Source organism: Brevundimonas sp. (assembly GCF_013823285.1).
GTDB lineage: Bacteria > Pseudomonadota > Alphaproteobacteria > Caulobacterales > Caulobacteraceae > Brevundimonas.
This window is the reverse complement of the sequence record NZ_PNLV01000003.1, coordinates 1-22,788: the sequence shown is the minus strand read 5'-3', so window position 1 is coordinate 22,788 and position 22,788 is coordinate 1. Positions and strand designations below refer to the sequence as shown.

The 22,788-nt window shown below is 67.8% G+C and carries 21 protein-coding genes and 1 tRNA gene; 7 read left to right on the top strand and 15 right to left on the bottom strand.

The genetic code is table 11. The features are described 5' to 3' along the window. Window positions 1-109: 109 nt before the first annotated feature. Window positions 110-358, top strand: coding sequence for a pyridoxamine 5'-phosphate oxidase family protein (locus C0461_RS14440; protein WP_363377314.1), 249 nt, complete (start codon window positions 110-112; stop codon window positions 356-358). Between the two features lie 141 nt (window positions 359-499). Here the strand turns inward: C0461_RS14440 and C0461_RS00995 are convergent, their stop codons facing one another. The 12 genes from C0461_RS00995 to fabG all read right to left on the bottom strand — a co-directional run bounded on the left by C0461_RS00995 (window position 500) and on the right by fabG (window position 13,741). Next, entirely contained in the window at window positions 500-2,023 is a 1,524-nt protein-coding gene (locus C0461_RS00995; RefSeq protein WP_292103147.1) for a HAMP domain-containing sensor histidine kinase, read from the bottom strand. 71 nt (window positions 2,024-2,094) lie between these two features. After that, window positions 2,095-2,805, bottom strand: coding sequence for a response regulator transcription factor (locus C0461_RS00990; protein WP_292103145.1), 711 nt, complete (start codon window positions 2,803-2,805; stop codon window positions 2,095-2,097). A gap of 2 nt (window positions 2,806-2,807) precedes the next feature. Further along, the gene (locus C0461_RS00985) at window positions 2,808-4,277 is read right to left on the bottom strand and encodes a DUF4173 domain-containing protein (protein WP_292103143.1); all 1,470 of its coding nucleotides are present in this window, start codon (window positions 4,275-4,277) and stop codon (window positions 2,808-2,810) included. 1,058 nt (window positions 4,278-5,335) lie between these two features. Further along, window positions 5,336-5,411 (bottom strand) — tRNA-Val (locus C0461_RS00980). Between the two features lie 59 nt (window positions 5,412-5,470). Then, window positions 5,471-5,746, bottom strand: coding sequence for an HU family DNA-binding protein (locus tag C0461_RS00975; protein WP_021697832.1), 276 nt, complete (start codon window positions 5,744-5,746; stop codon window positions 5,471-5,473). Window positions 5,747-5,915: 169 nt separating this feature from the next. Next, a complete protein-coding gene (gene lon, locus C0461_RS00970) occupies window positions 5,916-8,312 on the bottom strand; it encodes an endopeptidase La (protein ID WP_292103142.1) in 2,397 nt (798 codons plus the stop codon). Between the two features lie 212 nt (window positions 8,313-8,524). Next, the gene (gene gmk, locus C0461_RS00965) at window positions 8,525-9,166 is read right to left on the bottom strand and encodes a guanylate kinase (protein ID WP_292103140.1); all 642 of its coding nucleotides are present in this window, start codon (window positions 9,164-9,166) and stop codon (window positions 8,525-8,527) included. Beyond that, a complete protein-coding gene (locus C0461_RS00960; protein ID WP_292103139.1) occupies window positions 9,156-10,079 on the bottom strand; it encodes a YicC/YloC family endoribonuclease in 924 nt (307 codons plus the stop codon). Before C0461_RS00960 ends, gmk begins: the two co-directional genes overlap by 11 nt. Continuing rightward, window positions 10,079-11,176: an endolytic transglycosylase MltG gene (gene mltG, locus C0461_RS00955; RefSeq protein WP_292103256.1), complete on the bottom strand. Its 1,098-nt coding sequence runs from the start codon at window positions 11,174-11,176 to the stop codon at window positions 10,079-10,081. Before mltG ends, C0461_RS00960 begins: the two co-directional genes overlap by 1 nt. Window positions 11,177-11,183: 7 nt before the next feature. Beyond that, window positions 11,184-12,464 (bottom strand): beta-ketoacyl-ACP synthase II, encoded by a 1,281-nt coding sequence (gene fabF / locus C0461_RS00950; protein ID WP_292103137.1) that lies wholly within the window; start codon window positions 12,462-12,464, stop codon window positions 11,184-11,186. A gap of 105 nt (window positions 12,465-12,569) precedes the next feature. Beyond that, complete coding sequence (locus C0461_RS00945; RefSeq protein WP_021697838.1) at window positions 12,570-12,809, bottom strand: acyl carrier protein; 240 nt, start codon at window positions 12,807-12,809, stop codon at window positions 12,570-12,572. 191 nt (window positions 12,810-13,000) lie between these two features. Further along, entirely contained in the window at window positions 13,001-13,741 is a 741-nt protein-coding gene (gene fabG / locus C0461_RS00940) for a 3-oxoacyl-[acyl-carrier-protein] reductase (protein ID WP_292103132.1), read from the bottom strand. A 106-nt stretch (window positions 13,742-13,847) separates the two neighbouring features. On the opposite strand from fabG, the gene C0461_RS00935 reads away from it, so the two are divergent. Beyond that, window positions 13,848-15,113: a serine hydrolase domain-containing protein gene (locus C0461_RS00935; protein WP_292103131.1), complete on the top strand. Its 1,266-nt coding sequence runs from the start codon at window positions 13,848-13,850 to the stop codon at window positions 15,111-15,113. A gap of 131 nt (window positions 15,114-15,244) precedes the next feature. Here C0461_RS00935 and thiS read toward each other — a convergent pair whose 3' ends face one another. Beyond that, a complete protein-coding gene (gene thiS, locus C0461_RS00930) occupies window positions 15,245-15,442 on the bottom strand; it encodes a sulfur carrier protein ThiS (protein WP_292103130.1) in 198 nt (65 codons plus the stop codon). Window positions 15,443-15,531: 89 nt separating this feature from the next. Here thiS and aroQ point away from each other — a divergent pair, with 89 nt between their 5' ends. From aroQ to aat, 4 genes are read left to right on the top strand one after another with little or no spacing between them, the layout of a single operon-like run. Next, window positions 15,532-15,996: a type II 3-dehydroquinate dehydratase gene (aroQ, locus tag C0461_RS00925; RefSeq protein WP_021697843.1), complete on the top strand. Its 465-nt coding sequence runs from the start codon at window positions 15,532-15,534 to the stop codon at window positions 15,994-15,996. Between the two features lie 27 nt (window positions 15,997-16,023). Beyond that, entirely contained in the window at window positions 16,024-16,539 is a 516-nt protein-coding gene (gene accB, locus C0461_RS00920; RefSeq protein ID WP_292103126.1) for an acetyl-CoA carboxylase biotin carboxyl carrier protein, read from the top strand. A 3-nt stretch (window positions 16,540-16,542) separates the two neighbouring features. Continuing rightward, window positions 16,543-17,895, top strand: a complete 1,353-nt coding sequence (gene accC, locus C0461_RS00915) for an acetyl-CoA carboxylase biotin carboxylase subunit (protein ID WP_292103124.1) — start codon at window positions 16,543-16,545, stop codon at window positions 17,893-17,895. Between the two features lie 8 nt (window positions 17,896-17,903). Beyond that, a complete protein-coding gene (gene aat, locus C0461_RS00910) occupies window positions 17,904-18,566 on the top strand; it encodes a leucyl/phenylalanyl-tRNA--protein transferase (protein WP_292103121.1) in 663 nt (220 codons plus the stop codon). Here aat and C0461_RS00905 read toward each other — a convergent pair. Both C0461_RS00905 and C0461_RS00900 read right to left on the bottom strand, forming a co-directional pair. After that, complete coding sequence (locus C0461_RS00905) at window positions 18,533-19,240, bottom strand: DUF2155 domain-containing protein (protein WP_292103119.1); 708 nt, start codon at window positions 19,238-19,240, stop codon at window positions 18,533-18,535. The two genes, aat and C0461_RS00905, sit on opposite strands and share 34 nt — an antisense overlap. Further along, window positions 19,237-19,632 (bottom strand): NADH:ubiquinone oxidoreductase subunit NDUFA12, encoded by a 396-nt coding sequence (locus tag C0461_RS00900; protein ID WP_292103254.1) that lies wholly within the window; start codon window positions 19,630-19,632, stop codon window positions 19,237-19,239. Before C0461_RS00900 ends, C0461_RS00905 begins: the two co-directional genes overlap by 4 nt. Window positions 19,633-19,845: 213 nt before the next feature. Between C0461_RS00900 and C0461_RS00895 the strand changes: the two genes are divergently transcribed. Then, window positions 19,846-22,629 carry a TSCPD domain-containing protein gene (locus tag C0461_RS00895; RefSeq protein ID WP_292103118.1) on the top strand — a complete coding sequence of 928 codons (2,784 nt, stop codon included), beginning with the start codon at window positions 19,846-19,848 and terminating at the stop codon, window positions 22,627-22,629. The last annotated feature ends 159 nt before the right edge of the window (window positions 22,630-22,788 follow it).

Sequence of the window (22,788 nt, the reverse complement as noted above, 5' to 3'; positions counted from 1 at the left end):
CTACCACGACACGGATCCGCCTGCACCGAGGCAACGGCCAGGCGGGCTTGGCGTTGGAGTGGAGTTCAACAAGAGGAGACACCCGTGAAAGAGACAACGGCGACTACAAATACGTACTGATCGGCGGACGGCGGTACTGACGAATGACCGCGCCAAGATCGCTGAACTCTTCACCAAGTCCGATGAAGCCTGGTGGGAGGACAAGGACGATCCGACGATACGTCTCCTTACCGTCACACCCGAGCGCGGGGAACTGTGGGATAGCCCTGGCAAGGCGGTCGCGCTCGTCAAGATGGTCAAGGCGGTCGTGACAGGCGACGCACCCAAGATGGGCGACAACGCAAAGGTCGACCTGTAAGCGCCGGTTCTGGCTAGCTGTTACGGCCTCCCGGCTGGTCGTCGGGCGGCTCCGCGCCATATGCGGCCATTTTATCGCCTCCGCAGAGCAGACAGTTATCTGCATTTGCGGAGTTTGCCTCAACGCTCGGGAAGGGTGGACTCAAGAGCTGCTCGAGGCAGGAAGATCCAGGGTGAATGTCGCTCCGCCTTGCGATCGAACCAAAGCCATCTCAGCTCTATTCGCCCGCAGAAGCGCTTGGGCGATGGACAACCCCATTCCCGTACCACCCTCTTTGCGCCGCGTGGTGAAGAACGGCTCGAAGATGCGCTGGATGTCGCGAGGGGCGACCCCTGGCCCGTTGTCGGTCACGGTGAGACACACCCGCTGATTTTCCACCCGTCCCGTCAACGCAATCCGAGTGGCGCCGAGCTGGCGACTGTTGTCCAGCAGCACAGACAGAACCATCTCAAGACTTGCCGCTGGAACTGCTATGAGAGGCAAGCTGGCGGGAAGATCGATATCGATCTGCATCGGGCCGTTCCATGCATCGGCGATCCTGACCGCCACGTCACGCAGATCGACGGCCACTCCTGTTTCCGGCCGCGCCATGTCGGCGCGCGCCAGGTCCAGCAGCCGTGCGACCAGCACAGAGAGCCGGCGGCTGTCGGCGGCGATGTTGTCGAGGAAGCGGCGACGTTGGTCTGGCCGCATTTCGTCGGCGTGATCCTGAAGCAGCTCGACGGCGCCTTGAATGCCGGCCAGCGGCGTCTTGAACTCGTGGCTGACGGCGGCGGCGAAGTCGCGGAGATAGCGTGAGCGCCGCTCTACCGCCTCGGCCATGCGGCCGAAGTCCTCATAGAGTTCCCGGATCTCCACCGCCGCCGTCGCGGGCGGGGGCGGCACGGCGCCCTCGCCATGGGTGACGTCGCGCGCCGCCCGGCGCAGGACTTCGATGGGCCTGGCGATCCCGCGTGAGACCAGCACCGCCAACACGCTGAGCAGCCCGAGGACGCCAATGACCCCGAACAGGATCTTGCCGCGGTCCTGATAGATGCCCTTGAACAGGGCCCGCGGCGAACGCGATGCGAGGATGACGCCCTCGACGCGTCCATTCACCACTACGGGACGGGTGTGGTGAATGCGCAGGCCTGAAGCCCGGCTCAGCCACTCCATCGAGTAGCGCGGCGTGTAGCCGGCGTCGCGGCGCAGGACGGTTTCGGCGCGCCCCCCAAGGGCGGCCCCAACCTCGGGCAGGTCGCGCCAGCTTCCGGCTTCGCCCAGCCCCCGCACCACCACTCCCTGACGATCCAGAAGCACGATGGACGCCAGCGTCGTCTGACTGGTCCGGTCCATCATCGGCCCGAGAGTCTCGGCCACGGCCACCATGTCAGGATCCGCCGATCGGGCTGTGGTCCGTGCTGGCGGACGGGGCTCCAGCACGGGGTCGGAGCGAAGATCGATCATCGCCGGCTCGGGCTGGAAGTATCCCGGCGCCCGCCTCTCGGCCGGATCGACGGGAGCGATCCGCTCCCCGGGCCACATCACCTCCGCAGCCGCGGCCAGAGCCGCTGTCTGGGCGATCAACTCAGCCTCTGTCTGGCGCACCAGCGTGTTCTCATAGACCCGCAGGAAAATGGCGCTGGCGCCCGGCAGGACCGCTGCGAACAGCAGAACGGACAGCAAGATGGTGCGAAGCCGGAGGGCCGGCCAGTGAGCCCGTACAACCGACCTCAGGCGCTGGATCGCAGTTTCCGTCACGCCTCGCCGCCGAGACATGGTCCCATCTGGTAGCCGACCCCGGCGCGGGTTTCGATCACGTCAGAGCCGCCGACGGTCGTGAACTTGGCCCGAAGGTTGCGGACGTGACTGTCTATGGTTCGATCGGTCAGTGCGAAGCCTGGCCCGTGAATGCGATCAATGATCGCGTCCCGCGTGAAGACCTTTTGCGGGGCCGCTGCCAGCGCCTTGATGATGCTGAACTCGGTCAGGGTCAGCGAAACCTCGCCTTCGTCCCAACGGGCGCGCCAGCCGTCTGTATCCAGCGAAAGCCGTCCGATCTGCGCCGCGCCCGGGGGCGGCGGCGGCGGAGACAGGTTCACCCGCCGCAGGATGGCGGCGACGCGGGCCACCACCTCGCGCGGACTGAAGGGTTTCACCACGTAGTCGTCGGCGCCCAGTTCGATGCCCAGGATGCGGTCGATCTCGTCGTCACGGGACGACAGGAACAGCACCGGCAAGTCGCCCTGCGCCCGAATGCGGCGGCACACTTCGATGCCGTCCATGCGGGGCATGTTGATGTCCAGAATGACCAGGTCCGGCGTTTGGTCGGCGATGGCGGACAAGGCCGCCTCCCCGTCGCCCGCCTCACGGGTCGCCAGCCCGGCCTTGCCGAGGGCGAAGGTCAGGAGATCGCGGATATGCGGGTCATCATCGACCACCAGAACCGAACGCTGCATGATCGCCATGTTCAGTCTCCAGCCGTGGAGGTCAACGGGACAGTGAAGAGAACGGCCGGGTCTGGCGCCGCAGCAGCAGGACGGGGCGGCGGTTTCAGATGTCCGTCGCAGTCCCTGCCGCCTGGGACCGGGCCCACCAAAGGGTGGTCCGCTGTCATGCCCGCCACGCGGTCGAGCCGCCTCTGGTCGCGCCAGCGCCAGCCTCGCCAGTCGGACTGACGTGCCTGCATCGCGTTCATCTGGCGAACCCGCACGGCGGCGACGCGATCCCTCAGCGCGGAGTCCAGGGTGCGCTGCTCCAGTTGGACGAGCGCCGTAAGGGCGGCGCCGTTCAAAGTGTCCAGATAGCAGAGGTCGAGCCGGGCCCCCTGTCGGTCGGGGTCCAACGCCTGACGAATGTTCCAGTGCGCCGCGAGCGGTCCCAGATCCACCACACTGGCCACCATCAGCACGGCGAGCACCACGCAGGCGTTGGCGTTGAGCAGCCAGGCGGCGCTCCGGTTCCTGAGCAGGCGCCAGCAGATCAGGCCCAGCCCGATCCCGACGAGCACCATCCAGATCATGGCGGCGATGCGGAACCGCGTCAGGGAATAGGCCTCGATGTAGTCTGCGGTGCGCAGCAGACTGGAGGCCACCAGCAGCAGGTTCTGGCCGACCCAGATCACCACAAGCCATCTCACGAGCGGCCGGACGGCGGTTTCTGACCCCGGACGAAGGAACACGAGGACGAAGAGCGCGGCCAGCAGGGCTGTGATGATCAACGGATAGGCGCCCCGGTGCGCATACTGCGCCAGGGTCATCCCGTCCGGTAGCGGCGCGCCGCTCCAGAGAATGGCCAGGTCCAGCCCGTTCTGGACGGCGAACAGCAGGTTGAACACGACCAGCGACAGGGTGACCGACGCCGCCGTGACGCCAGAGAGTCTTTGACCACCCAGCGATGGCAAAGGCAGGAGCCGTGACCGCCATCGGGGACGAAGAATGCCCCCGACCAAAACGACGCAGAGAATCCAGAACACCACGCGCACCACCGCCTCACCGGATAGCGGCGGCAGTCGGAGCCGACCGATCAGTTCCCCGAGCACCGGGTTGGCGCTGGCGAACAGCGCGATGAATACGGCCCCGCCCAGAACCGGCAAGACGAGAAGCCGCACCAACCCGGGCAGATTCGAGGCCCGGCGGCGACGGGTCACCCGATGCACCCGCATCAGATCAAGCCATGGCCCTATGACGGCGATGGCGGCATGGACCACCAGTCGCTGCGCCCAACGCCACGCGTCCTCGTTTTTCCCGACACGGGCGGACAGCATCGCCATCGTCAGGGCGAGCCCGAACAGCAGCCAAGCCAGAGCACTCGGGCGATCAATCAGGACCAAAGTCATGCCTGCTGCAACGCCAGCGGCCGCGAAGCCTCTCGAGTCCGCAGCCCAGCCTCTGCGAACCACCGCCGCCGCCGCCAGCAGAAGGACAGCGAACAGGCCCACGGCTATTCCAAGCGGTCTCAAGAAGAGCAGCCAGTCAGCAGCTGCGACAAGGAGAAGCCCCAGAACAATTTTCAGGGCGAAGGATGATCGGATGGATGAAGTGAACACGACTGGTCGGCGCCTCCCGGTGAGGCCGGCTTTGTCACCTGCTCTTTTCGATCCCTGATGTTCCAGCGGTGGCGTTTCGAACCACAGCTCGTGCAGAAGCGATGCAGATGACGTCGGACGGTCCCCTGAGCGCCGGGAGCAGAGCTTTCAAACTGCCGCTTCGCGGGACCCCCCGCTTACGCATGCTTCTGGCGCTTTGGCGACATGCGGAAACGGCTTCAAAGAGGTCATCCAAACTCTCAGGCGCTGCGGACGGAATGTCGGCAATGGTTCGTGAGCACGGGAATCACAGACGTGGATGACCGGCCAGATCGGCGAAAGGAACGACCGGACCAAGCTGCTCGCGCCAGGCTCCAATCAGGTCAGCGCGCTGGCGGCCCCCTCCCCCGCTCTGCATAGGCCGGCTCAGCCGCCGCCGCTTCAATGTGAAGCCCGCGCTCCTTGCACTTTTGGCACGGCGTTGCCGCGCTCCCGTTCGGTATCCTACAGAAGTGGTCGGCGGCTGAAGCTGCGCTGTGCTCCTGTCGGTCCGGTGAAGAACACCGGCGTCCTGACCTGAACTTGCGGGAGCGAGACCAGTTCGCTGCGGAGGCGGGCGGTTGGATCAGCGGCACCTGACAGGCCGCGCCTGCCGGGCATGCAAATCATCAGGATTCGGGCCTGCTTCGGTGGACGAAATCGGCCCGACTCAGGGCGAGGCCCGTCGTGCGTGACGGCAACAGCACCGCAGCGCGCCGAACGGTCTGCAGAACCGACTTCAGGCAGCCCTGATCCCCAACGAGATCAGCGACCAGTTCGAGCCCCGCCTTGTTCATCGCATCGCAGGGTCAGTCAGGGAATTTCGTCGAATTTGCCCCACTACTGCCCCAACGAGCCGATTTCCAACCAAACACGGATGATCTGTATCCTCAGATTACCAGCACAACGATCTGATTATATGAGGCTAATTTTGGTAGGCGGCGACGGGTTCGAACCGCCGACCCTCTCGGTGTAAACGAGATGCTCTTCCAGCTGAGCTAGCCGCCCTCAATTGAACAGGGCGCGGACCGCACGGCCCGCGCCCTGATCGACAACGCATAAACGGTTTAGCCGTTCAGGGCGCTCTTCAGACCTTCGCCGACGCGGAAGCGCGCGGTCTTGGAGGCCGGGCGTTGAACGGTCTCGCCGGTGCGCGGGTTGCGCGCCAGACCAGCCTTGCGCTCGGTCGCCACGAAGCTGCCGAAACCGACCAGACGCACGTCCTCGCCGGACTTCAGCGCCTTGGTCACGCTTTCGGTGAACACGTCCAGGGACTTCTTGGCCTGGTCGCGGGTGATCCCGGCGCCATCGGAGATGGCGGCGATGAGTTCAGCTTTCGTCATTACAATTTTCTCCAGCCCTATATGGGCGCAGCTGCCGTCTGAAAGACGACTCGGCCTAAGCCCTACCTCCCGACTAAAGGCCAGCTTTTCCCTCGCGTCAAAAGGGAAACCGTCCGGAATCCCTTTAAATTGGGGGTTTCTGGCCCTTTTTCCGGGATTCTATGCCCGATCAGTGGCTGATGACGGTCTCCGCGCCGGTCCCCGCAGGCGGGGCAGGCGGAAGGGGTTCAGTCTCCTCGTCCCACTCCACCGGCGTCAGGTTGCCCGTCAGAGCCCACTTCAGCGCCTCATCGGCGGTGGACACCGGCACGATCTCCAGCGCCGCCTTGACGTTGTCCGGCACCTCGGCGAGGTCCTTCTCGTTCTCCTGCGGGATCAGCACCGTCTTCACGCCTGAACGCAGGGCCGCCAGCAGCTTCTCCTTCAGGCCGCCGATGGCCGTGACCCGGCCCCGCAGCGTGATCTCGCCGGTCATGGCGATGTCCTTGCGGATCGGGATGCCGGTCAGCACCGAGACCATGGCCACGGTCATGGCCACGCCCGCCGAGGGGCCGTCCTTGGGCGTCGCGCCGTCGGGCACGTGCACGTGGATGTCGGTCTTCTCGAATACGGGCGGCTTGACGCCGAAGGCCAGGGCCCGGGCGCGCACATAGCTGGCGGCGGCCGAGATGGACTCCTTCATCACGTCCTTCAGGTTGCCGGTCACGGTCATGCGGCCGCGGCCCGGCATCTTGATGGCCTCGATGGTCAGGATGTCGCCGCCGAACTCGGTCCAGGCCAGACCGGTGACGATGCCGACCTGATCCTCCTCGTCCGTCTCGCCGTGGCGGTATCGACGGACACCGGCGTATTCGGCCAGCTTGGCGTCATCCACGGTGATCGACAGGACGTCACCGCGCGCCATCTCGCGCACGGCCTTGCGGGCCAGCCCGCCCAGGGCCCGCTCCAGCGAACGCACGCCGGCCTCGCGGGTGTAGTAGCGGATGGTGTCGCGGATGGTCTCGTCCGGCACGATCCACTCGCCCTCCTTCAGGCCGTGGTCCCTGGCCAGCTTGGGCAACAGGTGGCGCTTGGCGATCTCGACCTTCTCGTCCTCGGTGTAGCCGGCGACGCGGATGATCTCCATCCGGTCCATCAGCGGCTGGGGCATGTTGAGGCTGTTGGCCGTTGTCACGAACATGACGTTCGACAGGTCGTAGTCCACCTCCAGATAGTGGTCGCCGAAGGTCGAATTCTGCGCCGGGTCCAGCACCTCAAGCAAGGCAGAGGACGGGTCCCCGCGCCAGTCGGCGCCCAGCTTGTCGATCTCGTCCAGAAGCACGAAGGCGTTGGTGGTCTTGGCCTTCTTCATGGACTGGATGATCTTGCCGGGCATGGAGCCGATGTAGGTGCGGCGGTGGCCGCGGATCTCGGCCTCGTCCCGCACGCCGCCCAGCGACATGCGCACGTACTCACGCCCCGTCGCCTTGGCGATGGAGGCGGCCAGCGACGTCTTGCCGACGCCGGGAGGGCCCACCAGGCACAGGATCGGCCCCTTCAGGCTGTTCGTGCGCGCCTGAACGGCCAGATACTCGATGATCCGCTCCTTGACCTTCTCCAGACCATAGTGGTCCTCCTCGAGAATGGTCTCGGCCTTCGCCAGGTCGATGGGCTTGGTGCGCGCCTTGCCCCACGGGATCGACAGCAGCCAGTCCAGATAATTCCGAACCACGGTGGATTCGGCGGACATGGGCGACATGTTGCGCAGCTTCTTGACCTCGGCCTCGGCCTTGGCGCGCGCTTCCTTGGACAGCTTGGTCTTGCGGATGCGCGTCTCGATCTCGAGGATTTCGTCGCGCTGATCGTCGGTCTCGCCCAGTTCGCGCTGGATCGCCTTCATCTGCTCGTTCAGATAATATTCCCGCTGGGTCTTCTCCATCTGGCGCTTCACGCGCGAGCGGATCTTCTTCTCCACCTGCAGGACGCTGATCTCGCCCTCCATCAGGCCGTAGACCTTCTCCAGCCGGCGCGGCACGCTGATGGTGTCCAGCAGACTCTGCTTGTCGGAAATCTTGACGGACAGATGCGCGGCCACCGAGTCCGCCAGCTTGGACGGGTCGGTGATCTGCGGAATGGAGCTGAGCGCCTCGGGCGGGATCTTCTTGTTCAGCTTCACATAGCTGTCGAACTGCTCCACCACGGCGCGGATCAGGGCCTCGGCCTCCTCGGCGTCGCCGTCCTCGTCATCGATCTCGACCGCGCTGGCCTCGTAGAACTCCTCCCGCTCCGTGAAGGACGTCAGGCGCGCCCGCGACTTGCCCTCGACCAGCACCTTCACGGTGCCGTCGGGCAGCTTCAGCAGCTGCAGCACGGTGGCCAGCACGCCGATCGGATAGATGGCGCCGGGCGCCGGATCGTCGTCCACCGAATTCTTCTGGGTGGCCAGCAGGATCTGCTTTTCACCCTTCATGATCTCGTCCAGGGCGCGCACGGATTTCTCGCGGCCCACGAACAGGGGCACGACCATGTGCGGGAAGACGACGATGTCGCGAAGCGGCAGGACGGGGAGAATCTTGGACTCGGACATGATGCTCACTGCTTTCAGGGCCCTCGATCATCTCGGACCCACGGCCCGGACATTCGGGCCGCCCGCCGATTCCGACGGTGTTCGAATGAGTATGTGGCGTCAAATGCGGGCGGTTCAAGCGTGACGGAAATTCGGCCACAGAACCGTGATGGCGCCCGCGCCCGCCGGGCGTGGCCGAACGACGGCCTGCTTTCGGCCTCCCATGGAAGGAATCACACCACTTCGCGCAGCAGGGCGGCCTTGTAGTCGGCGACCCACAGGTTGCGGAAACGGCGGCTGCGTTCGGCGTGATAGATGTGCGCCAGCTCGGCGTAGGAGCGGTCGAAATCGTCGTTGACGAAGACGTAGTCGAAGACGTCGCAGTGCTCGATCTCGCCCTTGGCGTTCTTGATGCGGCGCTCGATGACTTCGGGCGCGTCCTGCGACCGGGTGACGAGCCGGCGACGCAGCTCCTCGAGGCTGGGTGGCAGGATGAAGACGCGCACCGCGTCCTCGGGGCATTTCTCGGCGACCTGGGCCGCGCCCTGCCAGTCGATGTCGAACAGCACGTCCCGGCCCTCGGCCAGGGCCCGGTCGATGGGGCCGCGCGGCGAACCGTAGCGCTGGCCGTGCACGTCAGCCCATTCCAGGAACGCGTCCTGATCCACCAGCCGCTGGAATTCCTCGTGGCTGACGAAATTGTAGTCGCGTCCGTGCACCTCGCCGGGGCGGATGGGACGGGTGGTCATGGAGATGGACAGCTCCAGCCCGCCGTGGTCGGCCATCAGCCGGCGGCACAGCGAAGTCTTGCCGGCGCCCGAGGGGCTGGCGACGATGAGCAGGACGCCACGGCGCGGGGTTTGGTTATTCGACATTCTGGACCTGCTCACGCAACTGTTCGATGGCGGCCTTGAGGTCAAGGCCCACGGCGGTCAGCCGCGTTGTGGCGGACTTGGAGCACAGGGTGTTCGCCTCGCGCATGAACTCCTGCATCAGGAAGTCCAGCTTGCGGCCTACTCCTCCCCCATTGGGGGAGGGGGACCGCGAAGCGGTGGAGGGGGCCGCGCCGCCGCACAGGCTGCGGGCCGAATCGATGTGGGCGGTCAGCCGGTCCAGTTCCTCGCGCACGTCGGCCCGGGCGGCCAGGGCGGCGGCCTCCAGCACGATGCGGTCGGCCAGATCCGGCGCATCGGGCGCCAGCTCGTTCATGCGGCGGGTGAACCGTTCACGGATGGCGTCCGTCTGGGCCGCGGCTTCCGCTTCGGCCTGGCCGACCAGGACCTCGATGTGTTCGATCAGGCCAGTGATGACCGGGGCCAGACGCTCGCCCTCGGCGGCGCGCGAGGCGGCCAGCGCGTCCAGCGCCTGCTCGATGCTGACGGTCATGGCCGCTTCGAGGGCGGCGCGGGTCTCGGCGTCTGCGTCCTCCTGCGGCGTCTCCATGACCCCGCGCAGGGCCAGAAGGCCGTCGGCCGAGGCCGGAGCGAAGCCCCGCCCCGCCAGACGTTCGGCCATGGCCGTGTATTGCTCCAGCACCGCCTCGTTCAGGACCAGCGCCTGATCGCTCTCGGCCCGGCGGGCCTGGACCCCCAGGGTGATCTGGCCGCGCTGGAACCGCGCCTGCGCCGCCTCGCGGGTCGCGCGCTCAAGCCCGTCGAAGCCCGGCGGGCCGCGAAAGCGGACCTCCAGATTGCGGCCGTTGACCGAGCGCGCCTCCACCGCCCAGGTCCAGCCCTGAAGCGCGCCCTCGGCCCGGCCGAAGCCGGTCATGCTGGTCAGTTGCGCCATCAGGGTTCGCCGTCCCCCGCCGCGTCCGCGCGCGCATCCTCCAGCACCGCCTCGGGCGGCGCCGTCTCGGCCGGCTCACCCGCCCGCTGGGCCTCAATGGCGCGCCAGCGGGCCACATTGCGCAGGTGTTCGTCATAGGTGCGGGCGAAGGCGTGGCCGCCCGTGCCGTCGGCGACGAAGAACAGATACTCGGTCTCCGGCGGGTTCAGCACGGCGGCCAGGGCCTCGCGGCCCGGATTGGCGATGGGCGTCGGCGGCAGACCGTCGATCAGATAGGTGTTGTAGGGCGTCTGGCGCTGCAGCTCGGAGCGGCGGATGCCGCGGCCCAGCGGACGGCCGCCGTTGACGCCGTAGACGATGGTGGGATCGCTCTCCAGCCGCATGCCGCGACGCAGCCGGCTGATGAACACCGCCGCCACCTGGGGCCGCTCCTCGGCGAGGCCGGTCTCCTTCTCGACAATGGAGGCCAGGGTCACCGCCTCTTCGGGGGTACTGATAGGCAGGTTCGGCGCCCGCCCGGCCCACAACTCGGCCAGCAGTTCATCGTGGGCCTGCTGCATGCGCTCCACGACCGCGGCGCGGGTTTCGCCGCGGGTGACCTCATAGGTCTCCGGCAGCAGGGAGCCTTCGGGGGGAATGGGAATCTCGCCGGTCAGGATGTCGCTGGCGTTCAGGATATCCCAGGCTTGGGTGGAGGACCGGCCCTCGGGAAGGGTCACGAAATGGCGCACCACCTGGCCGGACACCAGCTTGTCGATGACCCCCGACAGGGACAGGCGCGATTCGATCTCGTACTCGCCCGCGCGCAGGCGGCGGTCGGCGCCGGTGAGGCTGACGGCGGCGCGGAACATGTCGGGAGAACGGATGACGCCGGCTTCGTGCAGGGCCCCGCCGATTTCCGAGACCCCTGCGCCGGAGCGCAGGATCACGGTGGTGGTTTCACCGGCGTCCGCACGCGGCCCCGGCCCCCAGTAGACGCTCCAGACCCAGACCAGCCCGGCGATGGCCACCAGGCTGAGCGTGGCCGTGGCGCCGATCAGGCCGGCGACCAGGCCGCCCTTCTTGTGTTCCGGCGTTTCCCCCCGCCGACGGAACAGGGCCACCTCAGGACACCGACTTGAGGATCAGACAGGCGTTGGTGCCGCCGAAGCCGAAGCTGTTGGATACGGCCACAGCGATCTTCCGCGCCTTGCCCTTGTCCCTGACCATGTCGATGGCCGTCTCGTGCTCGGGATCATCCAGATTGATGGTGGGCGGCGCGGTCTGGTCGCGGATGGCCAGGGCGCAGAACGCCGCCTCCACCGCCCCGGCGGCGCCGAGCAGGTGGCCGATCATGGACTTGGTCGAGGACAGGGAGACGTTCTTCGCATGGTCGCCCAGCACCCGCTCGATGGCCTTCAGCTCGATCCAGTCGGCCATGGTCGAGGTGCCGTGGGTGTTGACGTAGTCGATGTCCGACGCCTGCATCCCGGCCCGCTTCAGCGCCATCTGCATGGCGCGGTAGCCGCCCTCCCCGTCCTCGGACGGGGCGGTGATGTGATAGGCGTCGCCGCTCATGCCGTAACCGGCCACCTCGGCGTAGATCTTCGCGCCGCGCGCCTTGGCGTGCTCGTACTCCTCCAGCACCAGAATGCCCGCGCCCTCGCCCATGACGAAGCCGTCGTGGTCCCGGTCATAGGGACGGCTGGCCTTTTCCGGCGTGTCGTTGAAGCTGGTGGTGAGGGCGCGGCAGGCCAGGAACCCGGCGATGCCCACCGGCACGATGGCGCTTTCCGCGCCGCCGGCCACCATCACGTCCGCGTCGCCAAGGGCGATCATGCGCGCCGCATCGCCGATGGCGTGGGCGCCCGTGGCGCAGGCGGTGACGACAGAGTGGTTCGGGCCCTTGAGGCCGTGACGGATCGACACCTGGCCGGACGCCAGATTGATCAGGGCCGAAGGGATGAAGAACGGGCTGACCCGGCGCGGACCCTGCTCCTTCAGCACGATGGCGGTGTCGGCGATGGGGCCGAGACCGCCGATGCCGGAGCCGATCATAACGCCGGTGGCTTCCTGGTCCTCGGTCGATTCAGGCTTCCAGTTCGCGTCGGCCAGGGCCTCGTCGGCGGCGGCGATGGCGAACAGGATGAAGTCGTCGACCCGCTTGCGGTCCTTGGCGGACATGATCTGATCGGGGTCGAAGCTGCCGGGCGTGTCCGGCCCGCCGCCGCCCCGTCCGTCAACGGAGGGCACCTCGCAGGCGATGGTGCAGCCGTAGCCTTCTGTGTCGAAGACCGTGATCTGGCCGGCCCCGGACTTGCCGTCCAGGATGTTTCGCCAGCTGTGCTCGACACCCCAACCCAGGGGGGTGACGAGGCCGATGCCCGTGATGACGACGCGGCGCATGGTCAGCTCCTCAAGAACCCAAGCCTTAAACAGTAACGGCCGCCGGTCGGTCCCGCAAAGGAACAGGCCGGCGGCCGCCGAATTACCGTTGATCGTGAGCCGAAATCAGCCCGCGGTCTTCTCGTCGATGAACTTCACCGCGTCGCCGACCGTCTGGATGTGCTCGGCCGCGTCGTCGGGAATCTCGATGTCGAATTCTTCTTCAAAGGCCATCACCAGCTCGACGTTGTCGAGCGAGTCGGCGCCCAGGTCGTCGATGAAGCTGGCCTTTTCGGTCACCTTGTCCGGATCGGCGTCCAGGTGGTCGATGACGATCTTGCGGACGCGTTCGAGAGTATCGGACATGAATCTAATGCCTTCCTAGATACGCCTTAGTGGCGGTCTTTCTGGTCGCGCTCCGTTGTCACGAAGCCGCTGGTTTCGCAAGTCCCATAGCCCACGGAACCGGTGGCTGGTAGCGCGAATTGATGTTTAGCACGCCTGAAACGGGAGGAAACAGCCCGTCATGACAGGAATGTGAGGGAACCGGTCCCGGCTCAGATCATCGCCATGCCGCCGTTCACGTTCAGGGTCTGGCCGGTGACATAGGCGCCCTCGTCCGAGGCCAGATAGACGGCCGCCGCCGCGATCTCGTCGCCTGTGCCGAGGCGCCCGGCCGGGATGCGGGTCAGGATGGCGTCGCGCTGCTGGTCATTCAGGGCGTCGGTCATGGGACTGGCGATGAAGCCCGGCGCGATGCAGTTCACCGTGATCCCGCGCGAGCCCACTTCCTGGGCCAGGGCCTTGGAGAAGCCGATCATGCCCGCCTTGGACGCCGCATAGTTGGTCTGGCCGGGGTTGCCGGTGACGCCGACCACGGAGGCCATGCCGATGATGCGGCCCGAGCGGCGCTTCATCATGCCCTTCACGGCCGCGCGGGCCAGACGGAAATAGCTTTCCAGATTGACCTTGATGACGGCGTCCCACTCCTCGTCCTTCATGCGCATCAGCAGGCCGTCCTTCGTGATGCCCGCGTTGGCCACGAGGATGTCCAGCGGCGCGCCAGCCGCCTCTTCCGCCCGCGCCACCAGACCATCGACGGATTCGGGGTCGGACAGGTTGGCGGCGGCGGCGAAGGCGCGCTCGCCCAGTTCGCCCGCCCGATCGGCCAGCACCGACTCGCGCGTGCCGGACAGCACCACGCTGGCGCCCTGGGCATGCAGCGCCCGGGCCACCGCCCCGCCGATGCCGCCCGTCGCGCCCGTCACCAGCGCCGTCTTGCCCGAAAGATTGAACATGTGGTGTCTCCTGGGAATCCTGTGGCCGCCGTCCTAGCCCGATGCGCTCGACATCGCCAGTTTTCCGGTGGAAGGTCCGGCCGGTAGCGATAACGGGGGACTCGCCATGACCATTCATCTGAACCGGCGCCATCTGTTGCTGTCCGGGGCGGGCCTGACGCTGGCGGGCTGCGCGAACGGCATCACGCCCGCCGAGGCGGCGAGGCTGCTCCCATCGACCCAGGCCGCCATGGACCGGCATGTGGCGGCCGGCCACGTCCCGGGAATCAGCATCGGCGTGCGCCTGCCCGACGGTCAGGATGTGTTCCTCGAGGCCGGATCGCTGGACTTCGACGGCGCGACTCGGGCGGATGAGGACACCCTGTGGCGCATCTACTCCATGACCAAGCCTGTCACCGGGGCGGCGGCCGCCCTGCTGATCGAGGACGGAATCCTGACCCTGGATACGCCCGTCGCCGAATTCATCCCCGAGTTCGCGAACATGACGGTCGTGGTCGACAGGACCAGCGGCCTTGAGGCCCGTCCGGCGACCCGCACCATGACGGTCCGGCACCTGCTCACCCACACGGCGGGCTTCACCTATCACTTCTTCGGCGATCAGCCGGTGGCCAACGCCTACAGCCGCGCGGGGATCTTCCCGGTCACCGGCTACAACCTGTCGCCGCGCGACATCGACGGGCCCAAGGTGCGCGATCTGGACGAAATGGCCCGGGCCCTGGCCGACATCCCCCTGATGTACGAGCCGGGGACCGAATACCTCTATTCCATTTCGCTGGATGTGCTGGGACTGGTGATCCAGCGGGCCTCTGGCATGAGCTTCCCTGACTTCGTGCAGCGCCGCCTGTTCGATCCCGTCGGCATGGACGACACCGTCTGGCGCCTGCGCGGCGCCGCCGATCGTCGCAGGTTCGCGGCCCTCTACAACTACGCCGACGGCGGCCGGCAGGTGGTCGATCCGGTCGCGGAGACCGCCTACGCCGAGCCGGTCACCCTGTTCGCGGGCGGCGCAGGACTGGTGTCCTCCACCCGCGATTATCTGGCCTTCCTGACCACCATCCTTGATGGCGGACGCGCGGGCAGGGTCCGGGTCATGACGCCGGAGACCGCCCGGATGATCCGCTCCGACATCCTGCCCGAGGGGGTGAACCCCGAGAACGGCGCCTTCCGCTTCGGATTCGGCGGCGGAGTCGGCCTGCCCGACGGCGACACGGCCGGCGAGTTCGGCTGGGGCGGCGCTGCGGGCACCCAGGGCTGGCTGGACCCCGTGCGCCGCACGGCCGGAACCATCATGCTGCAGCAGTTCGGCCAGTCCGCGCCCGTGGGGGGTGACGTGCGCGCGGCCATCGCGGCGGACATTGCCGCGTCTTCGTGAAGCGCCCAGACCGAAATCGGTTCAGTTGGACGCAGTCCAACTGGGCTCAGATTTCGGTCCAGTTTAAAGCGAGAGCCTGATTCACGGCATCGGTGAAATCGCAAAGCGATTCCACCTCAACCGATCAGGCTCTAGCCGCCGCCGACCAGCTGGACGATCTCGATCCGGTCGCCGTCCGCCAGCGCCGTCTCTGCGTGCAGCGACCGGGGCACGATCTCCAGATTGCGCTCCACCGCCACCTTCTTCGGGTTCAGGCCCAGGGTCTCGACCAGATCCAGAATGGTGCCCGCCTCAACCTCGCGGGGTTCGCCGTTGACTTCGATACGCATGACGCTAGGTCAACCTCTTCTGCGGCGAGCCTTTGACCCGCGCGCGCGTTCAGTTAAAAGGCCGCCCGGAATCGCGAGCGGCGGAGCCCATGGCCCGATCTGACATCATCTATGTGCTGAACGGGCCCAACCTCAACCTGCTGGGGCAGCGCGAGCCGGAAATCTATGGTCGCCAGACCCTTTCCGACATCGAGGCCCTGTGCCGCGCCGCCGCGCCCGACGCCGAGATCGTCTTCCGCCAGTCCAATCACGAGGGCGAACTGGTGGACTGGATTCACGAGGCGCGCGGCAAGGCCTCGGCCCTGGTCATCAACCCGGCGGCCTTCACCCACACCTCCGTGGCCCTGCTGGATGCGCTCAAGACCTTGGACATTCCGGTCATTGAGTGCCATCTGAGCAATCCTGCGGCGCGGGAGGAGTTCCGGCGCCATTCCTATGTTTCGCTGGCCGCGACCGGCGTCATTTCGGGCCTCGGCCCGCACGGCTACGAGCTGGCGGTCAGGGCCGCCCTGCGGCTGGCGCAGGAACGCGCCGGCGGTTCGGCTCGTTCATAAAGACTCACACGAAGGCTCATCGACCTCATGGCTGACAGCAAGACCGACAAGAAATTGCCGAACGATCCGGCGGGCGAGATCGACACCGCGCTGGTTCGCCAGCTGGCCGACATCCTCAATGACACCGAGCTGACCGAGATCGAGGTGGAGCGCGGCGATCTGAAGATCCGCGTGGCTCGCGAGCTGACCGTGGCCGCCGCGCCGGTGCAGTACGCCGCCGCCCCGGCCCAGGCCGCTCCCGCCCCCGCCCCCGCCGCGGCCCCCGTCTCCATGCCCTCGGACCCGGCCACCATCGTCTCGCGCAAGGGCGAAGAGGTGAAGTCGCCCATGGTCGGCACCGCCTATCTGAAGCCGTCGCCGGAAGCGCCGCCCTTCGTGCAGGCGGGCGACAAGGTCAAGAAGGGCCAGACCCTGCTGATCGTCGAGGCCATGAAGACCATGAACCCCATCGCGGCGCCCCGCGACGGCGTGGTGGTCGACATCATGGTGGGCGACGCCCAGCCGGTGGAATTCGGCGAAGCCCTCGTCCTGCTCGAGGACTAGGCCATGTTCACCAAGGTCCTGATCGCGAACCGGGGCGAGATCGCCCTGCGCATCCATCGCGCCTGCAAGGAGATGGGAATCTCCACCGTGGCGGTGCACTCCGAGGCCGACCGGGGCGCCATGTGGGTGCGCCTGGCCGACGAGAGCGTCTGCATCGGCCCGGCCCCCGCGGCCAGGTCCTATCTGAACATCCCGTCGATCATCGCCGCAGCCGAGATCACCGGCGCCCAGGCCATCCACCCGGGCTACGGCTTCCTCTCGGAAAACGCCCGCTTCGCCGAGATCGTCGAGGCCCACGGCATGACCTTCATCGGGCCGAAGCCCGAGCACATCCGGGTCATGGGCGACAAGATCACCGCCAAACAGACGGTGCTGGAGGCGGGCATCCCCTGCGTGCCCGGCTCCGACGGCGAAGTGGAGACCATCGAGGCCGCCATCGAGGCGTCCAGGGCCATCGGCTTCCCCCTGATCGTCAAGGCGGCGGCGGGCGGCGGCGGACGCGGCATGAAGGTGGCCCTGACCGCCGACGATCTGGTCGAGGCCGTCCAGACCGCCCAGTCCGAGGCCCTGGCCGCCTTCGGCAACGGCGCGGTCTACATGGAGCGCTACCTCCAGAAGCCCCGGCACATCGAGATCCAGGTCATCGCCGACAGCCACGGCAATGTGGTGCACCTGGGCGAGCGCGACTGCTCGCTGCAGCGCCGCCACCAGAAGGTGCTGGAGGAGGCCCCCTCCCCGGCCCTCACGGCGAAGGAGCGCGCCGCCATCGGCGAGACGGTCAACAAGGCCATCGGCAAGATCGGCTATCTGGGCGTCGGCACCATCGAGTTCCTGTGGGAGGACGGCGAGTTCTTCTTCATCGAGATGAACACCCGCCTGCAAGTCGAGCATCCGGTTACGGAAATGATCACCGGCGTCGATCTGGTGCGCGAGCAGATCCGCATCGCCGCCGGCTTGCCGCTCAGCTTCACCCAGGACGACGTGACCTTCGACGGCCACGCCATCGAGGTCCGGATCAACGCCGAGAATTCCGAGACCTTCACCCCCTCGCCGGGTCTGGTGAACGACTTCCACGCGCCGGGCGGTCTGGGTGTGCGGCTGGATAGCGCCCTTTACGCCGGCTATACGATCCCGCCCTATTACGACAGCCTGATCGGCAAGCTGATCGTGCATGGCCGGGACCGCGCCGAGTGCGTCGCCCGCCTCAAGCGCAGCCTGAACGAGATGGTCGTGGGCGGCATCGACACCACCATTCCCCTGTTCCAGAAGCTGTTGAACGAGCCCGACATCCTGTCCGGCGACTACGACATCCACTGGCTGGAGAACTGGGCCAAACGCCAGAAGGGCGAGGGCTGATCGGGGCCATGCCCCCGTTCGGGCCGGACGAACTGCTGGCCGCCTATGCCGCGGGCGTCTTTCCCATGGCGGACAGCCGGGACGACCCGGAAATCTATCTGGTCGAACCGGCGGTGCGGGCCGTCCTGCCGCTGGACCATTTTCGCCTGTCTTCGCGGCTGGCCCGCACAGTGCGGCAGGACCGCTTCACCGTCAGCGTCAGCACCGATTTCGAGGCGGTTCTGGACGCCTGCGCCGAACCCGCGCCGGGCCGCGAGGACACCTGGATCAATGCCGCGATCCGCGAGCTCTATCTGGCCCTCCACGCCCGCGGCGCGGCCCACAGCGTCGAATGTCGTCAGGGCGGCGAACTGGTGGGCGGCCTCTATGGGGTGACCCTGGGCGGGGCCTTCTTCGGCGAAAGCATGTTCAGCCGGGCGACCGACGCCTCAAAGGTCGCCCTGGTCCATCTGGTGGCGCGGATGAGGAAAGGCGGCTGGCGCCTGCTGGACGCCCAGTTCATGACCGGCCATCTGTCGCAGTTCGGCTTCGTCGAGACGCCCCAGGCCGCCTATCTGCGCGCGCTGAAGGACATTCTGGACCTGACGCCCGACCTCGCCGCCTTCATGGGGCCCATGACCGGCGCCCAGGCTGTGGATTACGCCCGGCAGCCCACGACCCAGGCGTCATAGTTCGGGTGCTCCAGCGGATTGACCGCCGGGGCCGAGGCGAACATCCAGCCCCTGAACACCTGACGCGCCTGCGTCGGCTGATTGGTGCCGCTGGGCTGGGAGCGGATCTCCAGATAGGCCGCGGCCTCTTCCTGCGGATCGTCCTGGGCGTTCACCTCGCAGGCCCGCGCCGTGAAGATCAGGCTGTTGCGGAAGCGGACCGGCGGACCGCCCACCCGCACCTCGAAGCGCATGGTCTCGGCCGTGGTCTTGTCCAGGGCCTGGATGATGGCCACCGGCCGACGCTCGCGGGCCGGCGGCTCCCCGGGCTCCTCCAGCGTCGTCGGGCCCGCGCTGGCGTCCGCCTCGGCAGACTGGGCTGGCTCCGCGTCTTCCTCGACCTGGGGCCTCTCGACCCGTTCGAGCGGTTCGGCGGGACGGGGCTGGGCCTGGATCAGGGCGCCCGGCGGGGCGCGGTTCAGAGCCTCGGTGGCGCGCCGGGCGGCGTCCTGCTCCTGCTGTTGCCGGATCAGGATGTCGGCGACGGGGTCGGAGGACACCGGCTGCTGCGGTTGAGACTGCTCGGAAACCGGCTGGGCGTCCTGCGGATCCTGCTCGGTCTGGGCCACGCCAATGCCGGCGGCCGCCAGTCCGATGGCCACCACGCCCGTCAGCAGTCTGCCGCGGCGGGTCATCCCTCGGGCGTCCAGGCCTGATAGTCGCCGGTGGCGGCCGGACGACGGCCTTCGGCGGCCAGCGAGCCCTGGGGACGCCAGGCCATGGGCGTGCCGGTCAGGTTGGGCAGGTGGGGCAACTCCCAGGATCGGCGCGCCATGCCGCCCTCTGACGGCGGCTCGTCAAAGGTGTAGCGCAGCCAGCCGTGCCAGTCGGGCGCCACCTTTGTGGCTTCCGCATAGCCGTCGTAGATCACCCAGCGGCGCTTGCGCCCGTCATAGCTGCTGGTGTCCCGCGACTGGTAATAGCGGTTGCCGAACTCATCCGAGCCCACCAGTTCTCCGCGCTTGGCGATGGTGAACAGGGTGCCGATGGTGGCCCCGTTCCACCAGGTGAAGATCTTGGCCAGCAGGTTCAGCACTTGGGACGCTTTCGTGATGGGAATCAGGGCGCCGACGCGCCCCTTGAACGGCCGCGAATATAGAAACCGCGCTGCCCCGCGTCCAGCATTCCGATGGCCGCCAATATTCGCAATATCTTGTGGGTAAGCAGCCGCATACAACCACATCTATTGTCGCAGCCGCCGTGATGGCCTTAGTCTCGCGCCATGGCCGCGGAGACATCGATGCGCTTTTCATCCCGGTTCACCGATTCCGCCGCCGCCGTGGCCCTTGAGCCCCGCGCCGTGGAGCGACCGGACCGCATCCAGACCGTCCTCGCGCCCGCCGGCTGGCCCTCCGCCCGCATCGAAGCCTGGCTGGACTGGGCTGATGATCTGCCGGGCGACCTGCCCAACCTCGCCCCCGAAGCCCTGACCGCGCCCCTGCAGCCCGAACTGCTCGACGGCGGGCCCGGACGCTGGGCCGTCCGTCTGGCCGCCTGGGGGCATGCGCTGGGCCTGTTCGAGAGCGTCGCCGTCGCACGCGCCTTCGCCGAAGAACTGATCGGCGCCGTGCTGCTGGGGCTCGCCGCTCCGGGCGCGGCCGCCGCCGGGGGCCATCGCATCCATCCGATCGCAGATGACGAAGGCCAGGAGACGCCGGACCGCGACGTGATCGATCTGGCCGATCCCGCCGCTCCCGCGCGTCTGCGGCGCCATGCCGGTGAGGCCCGGACGAGACGGCTCAGCCAGGATGCGATGGACGCCCTGCGTCAGAAGCTCGGCGCGGTCGCCGACGCAGTGGATCGCTGCGAGGGTCCTGACACCGACTGCGCCGACCCCCGGCGCAATCCCGCCCTGGCCCGCGCCGCCCACGCCGCCCGCGCGGCCGGCGCGCGGGACGCCGACATCCTTCTGGCGGCGCGCGGGCGCCTGCCGGAGATCGGCCTCGTCGAGGCCCCTGCCCTGCGGCCGGTCGTCGCCCTGTCCGACCGCGCCCTCGCCGCGTCCGGCGCACCCGAGACGCGGCCGGCGGTCGATGCGGCCCTGGCCGCCGGCCGCGTCACCCTGGCGTTCAATCCCCGCGACGCCGCGGCGCTCGACGGGGCTGTTGCGGCGCCAACGGCCGCGATCAACCTTGCGGCCTCAGACGACCTCGAGGCGCTGGAGAGTCTGTCGCGCCTCATGACCACGGCGCTGGAGATCGAGGCCGCCTGCGGCTTTTCCGGCACGGCCGGCGACGCAGCCTGGCGCTTCGGCGTCCGTCAGATCACCCTGGCCCTGGGCGGTGTCGGTGAAGCCGTCATGGCGCGGGGCCTGGCGACCGGCAGCGAAGCCGGTCAGGCCTGGATCGCCGGGCGCGCGGCCCTGATCCACGCCTCGGCCACGGCCGCATCGGCGGACATGGCGGCCCGCATCCGGGCCTGCCCCGCCTGGTCCGATCATGCCGAGGAGACGCTCGCCGTCACCACGGCGCGCGCCGAAGCCGCCGCCGCCCTGGGCGTCGAAGGCGAACCGGCCGGGACGCTGTACGATCACGCCCTGAAGATCGGGCGTAAGCAGGGCCTGCGCCACGCGCTCATCGGCCTGTTCTGCGACGACGCGGAACTGGCGCTGCGACTGGGCGCGCGTCTCGACAGCGCGGCGGCGCACCGCATCCTGATCGAGACCGCGGAGGGCGAGACGGCCCCCGCGCTCTCGCCCCATGCGGTTACGGCCATTGCGCTTCTGGACGGCGACGTGGAGGCGGCCGAGCGTCACCTGCTGGGCCGCCGCACCCTGGTCGAGGCGCCGGGGCTGGACCACGGCGCCCTGAGGGCGCTCGGCTTCACCGATGTGGAGCTTCAGGCCGTCGAAACGGCCCTGGCGACCATCCAGCGGCTGGAGGACGCCTTCCTTCCGGTGCTGGACGCCGGCTTCCTGCATGACGTGCTGGGGGTGACCGCCAGCGATCGCGCGAACCCCGGCTTCGATTTGCTCACCCACCTGGGCGTGAGCGACGACGACCGGACCCGGGCGACCCGCTACGCCTTCGGTCATCCGGATCTGAACGACTGGAACGAGGGGTCGCCCGAGTTGCGCGCCGTCCTCGGTGTTGATCCGGCGGGCGCCGCCGCCGCCGTGGCCCCTTTCAGCGACCTGGCTGACATCACACCGGAGCGCCTGGACTGGGACGCGACCAGCGAACAGGCCATGCGGGCCGTGTCCCGCCGGGCGCTTGCCGGCGCGCGCGCCATCCGGCTCCTTGCGGACCCCGCCCCGCTCGGCGAGCTGCTGGATCTGCCTCCGGCCGAAGCATCCGGGCGGGCGCCGTCCTCATCTGAAGCCGCGGAGCGTCCTGTTTCAGAACGGGTGGTCGAGAAGGTGGTGGAGCGGGACCGCACCCGCCGCAAGCTGCCCGATCGCCGCAAGGGCTACATCCAGAAAGCCGCCGTGGGCGGCCACAAGGTCTACATCCACACCGGCGAATATGACGACGGCGAACTGGGCGAAATCTTCATCGACATGCACAAGGAAGGCGCCGCCTTCCGCAGCCTGATGAACAATTTCGCCATCTCCATCTCCATCGGCCTGCAATACGGCGTGCCGCTGGATGAGTTCGTGGACGCCTTCGTCTTTACCCGCTTCGAGCCGGCGGGTCGCGTGACGGGCAACGACTCCATCAAGTCCGCCACCTCGATCCTGGACTACATCTTCCGCGAACTGGCGGTCAGCTATCTGGATCGCTCCGAACTGGCCAACGCCGATCCCGACGCCCTGAACGCCGACGGCCTGGGCGGCGGAGAAGGGGGGGACGCCGAAGCCGTGCCCGCCGCTCGCTTCATCTCCAAGGGCTTCGCCCGGGGCGCCGCGCCGGACAATCTGGTGGTTCTGCCGTTCGGTCAGAAACGGGACGCCGAGGCGCCGCCCACCGTTCCCGCCCAGCCCATGGCCGCCGCCTGCCCGGCCTGCGGTGATTTCGCCCTGCAAAGGAAGGGCGCGGGCTTCGAATGCGATTCCTGCGGCGCCGCGCCCCAGATGAACGGCTGAAACTCCACGTTAGGCCCTTATCCTGCATGATCCGGATCGCTTTCCGCGGAGTCCCGTCATGAGAATCGTCCTGGCCGTCGTGGCCGTCCTCTCCCTCGCCGCCCCGGCCATGGCCCAGAACGCCGGCCAGGTCGCCCGCGCGGTGTCCGGCTCCAGTTG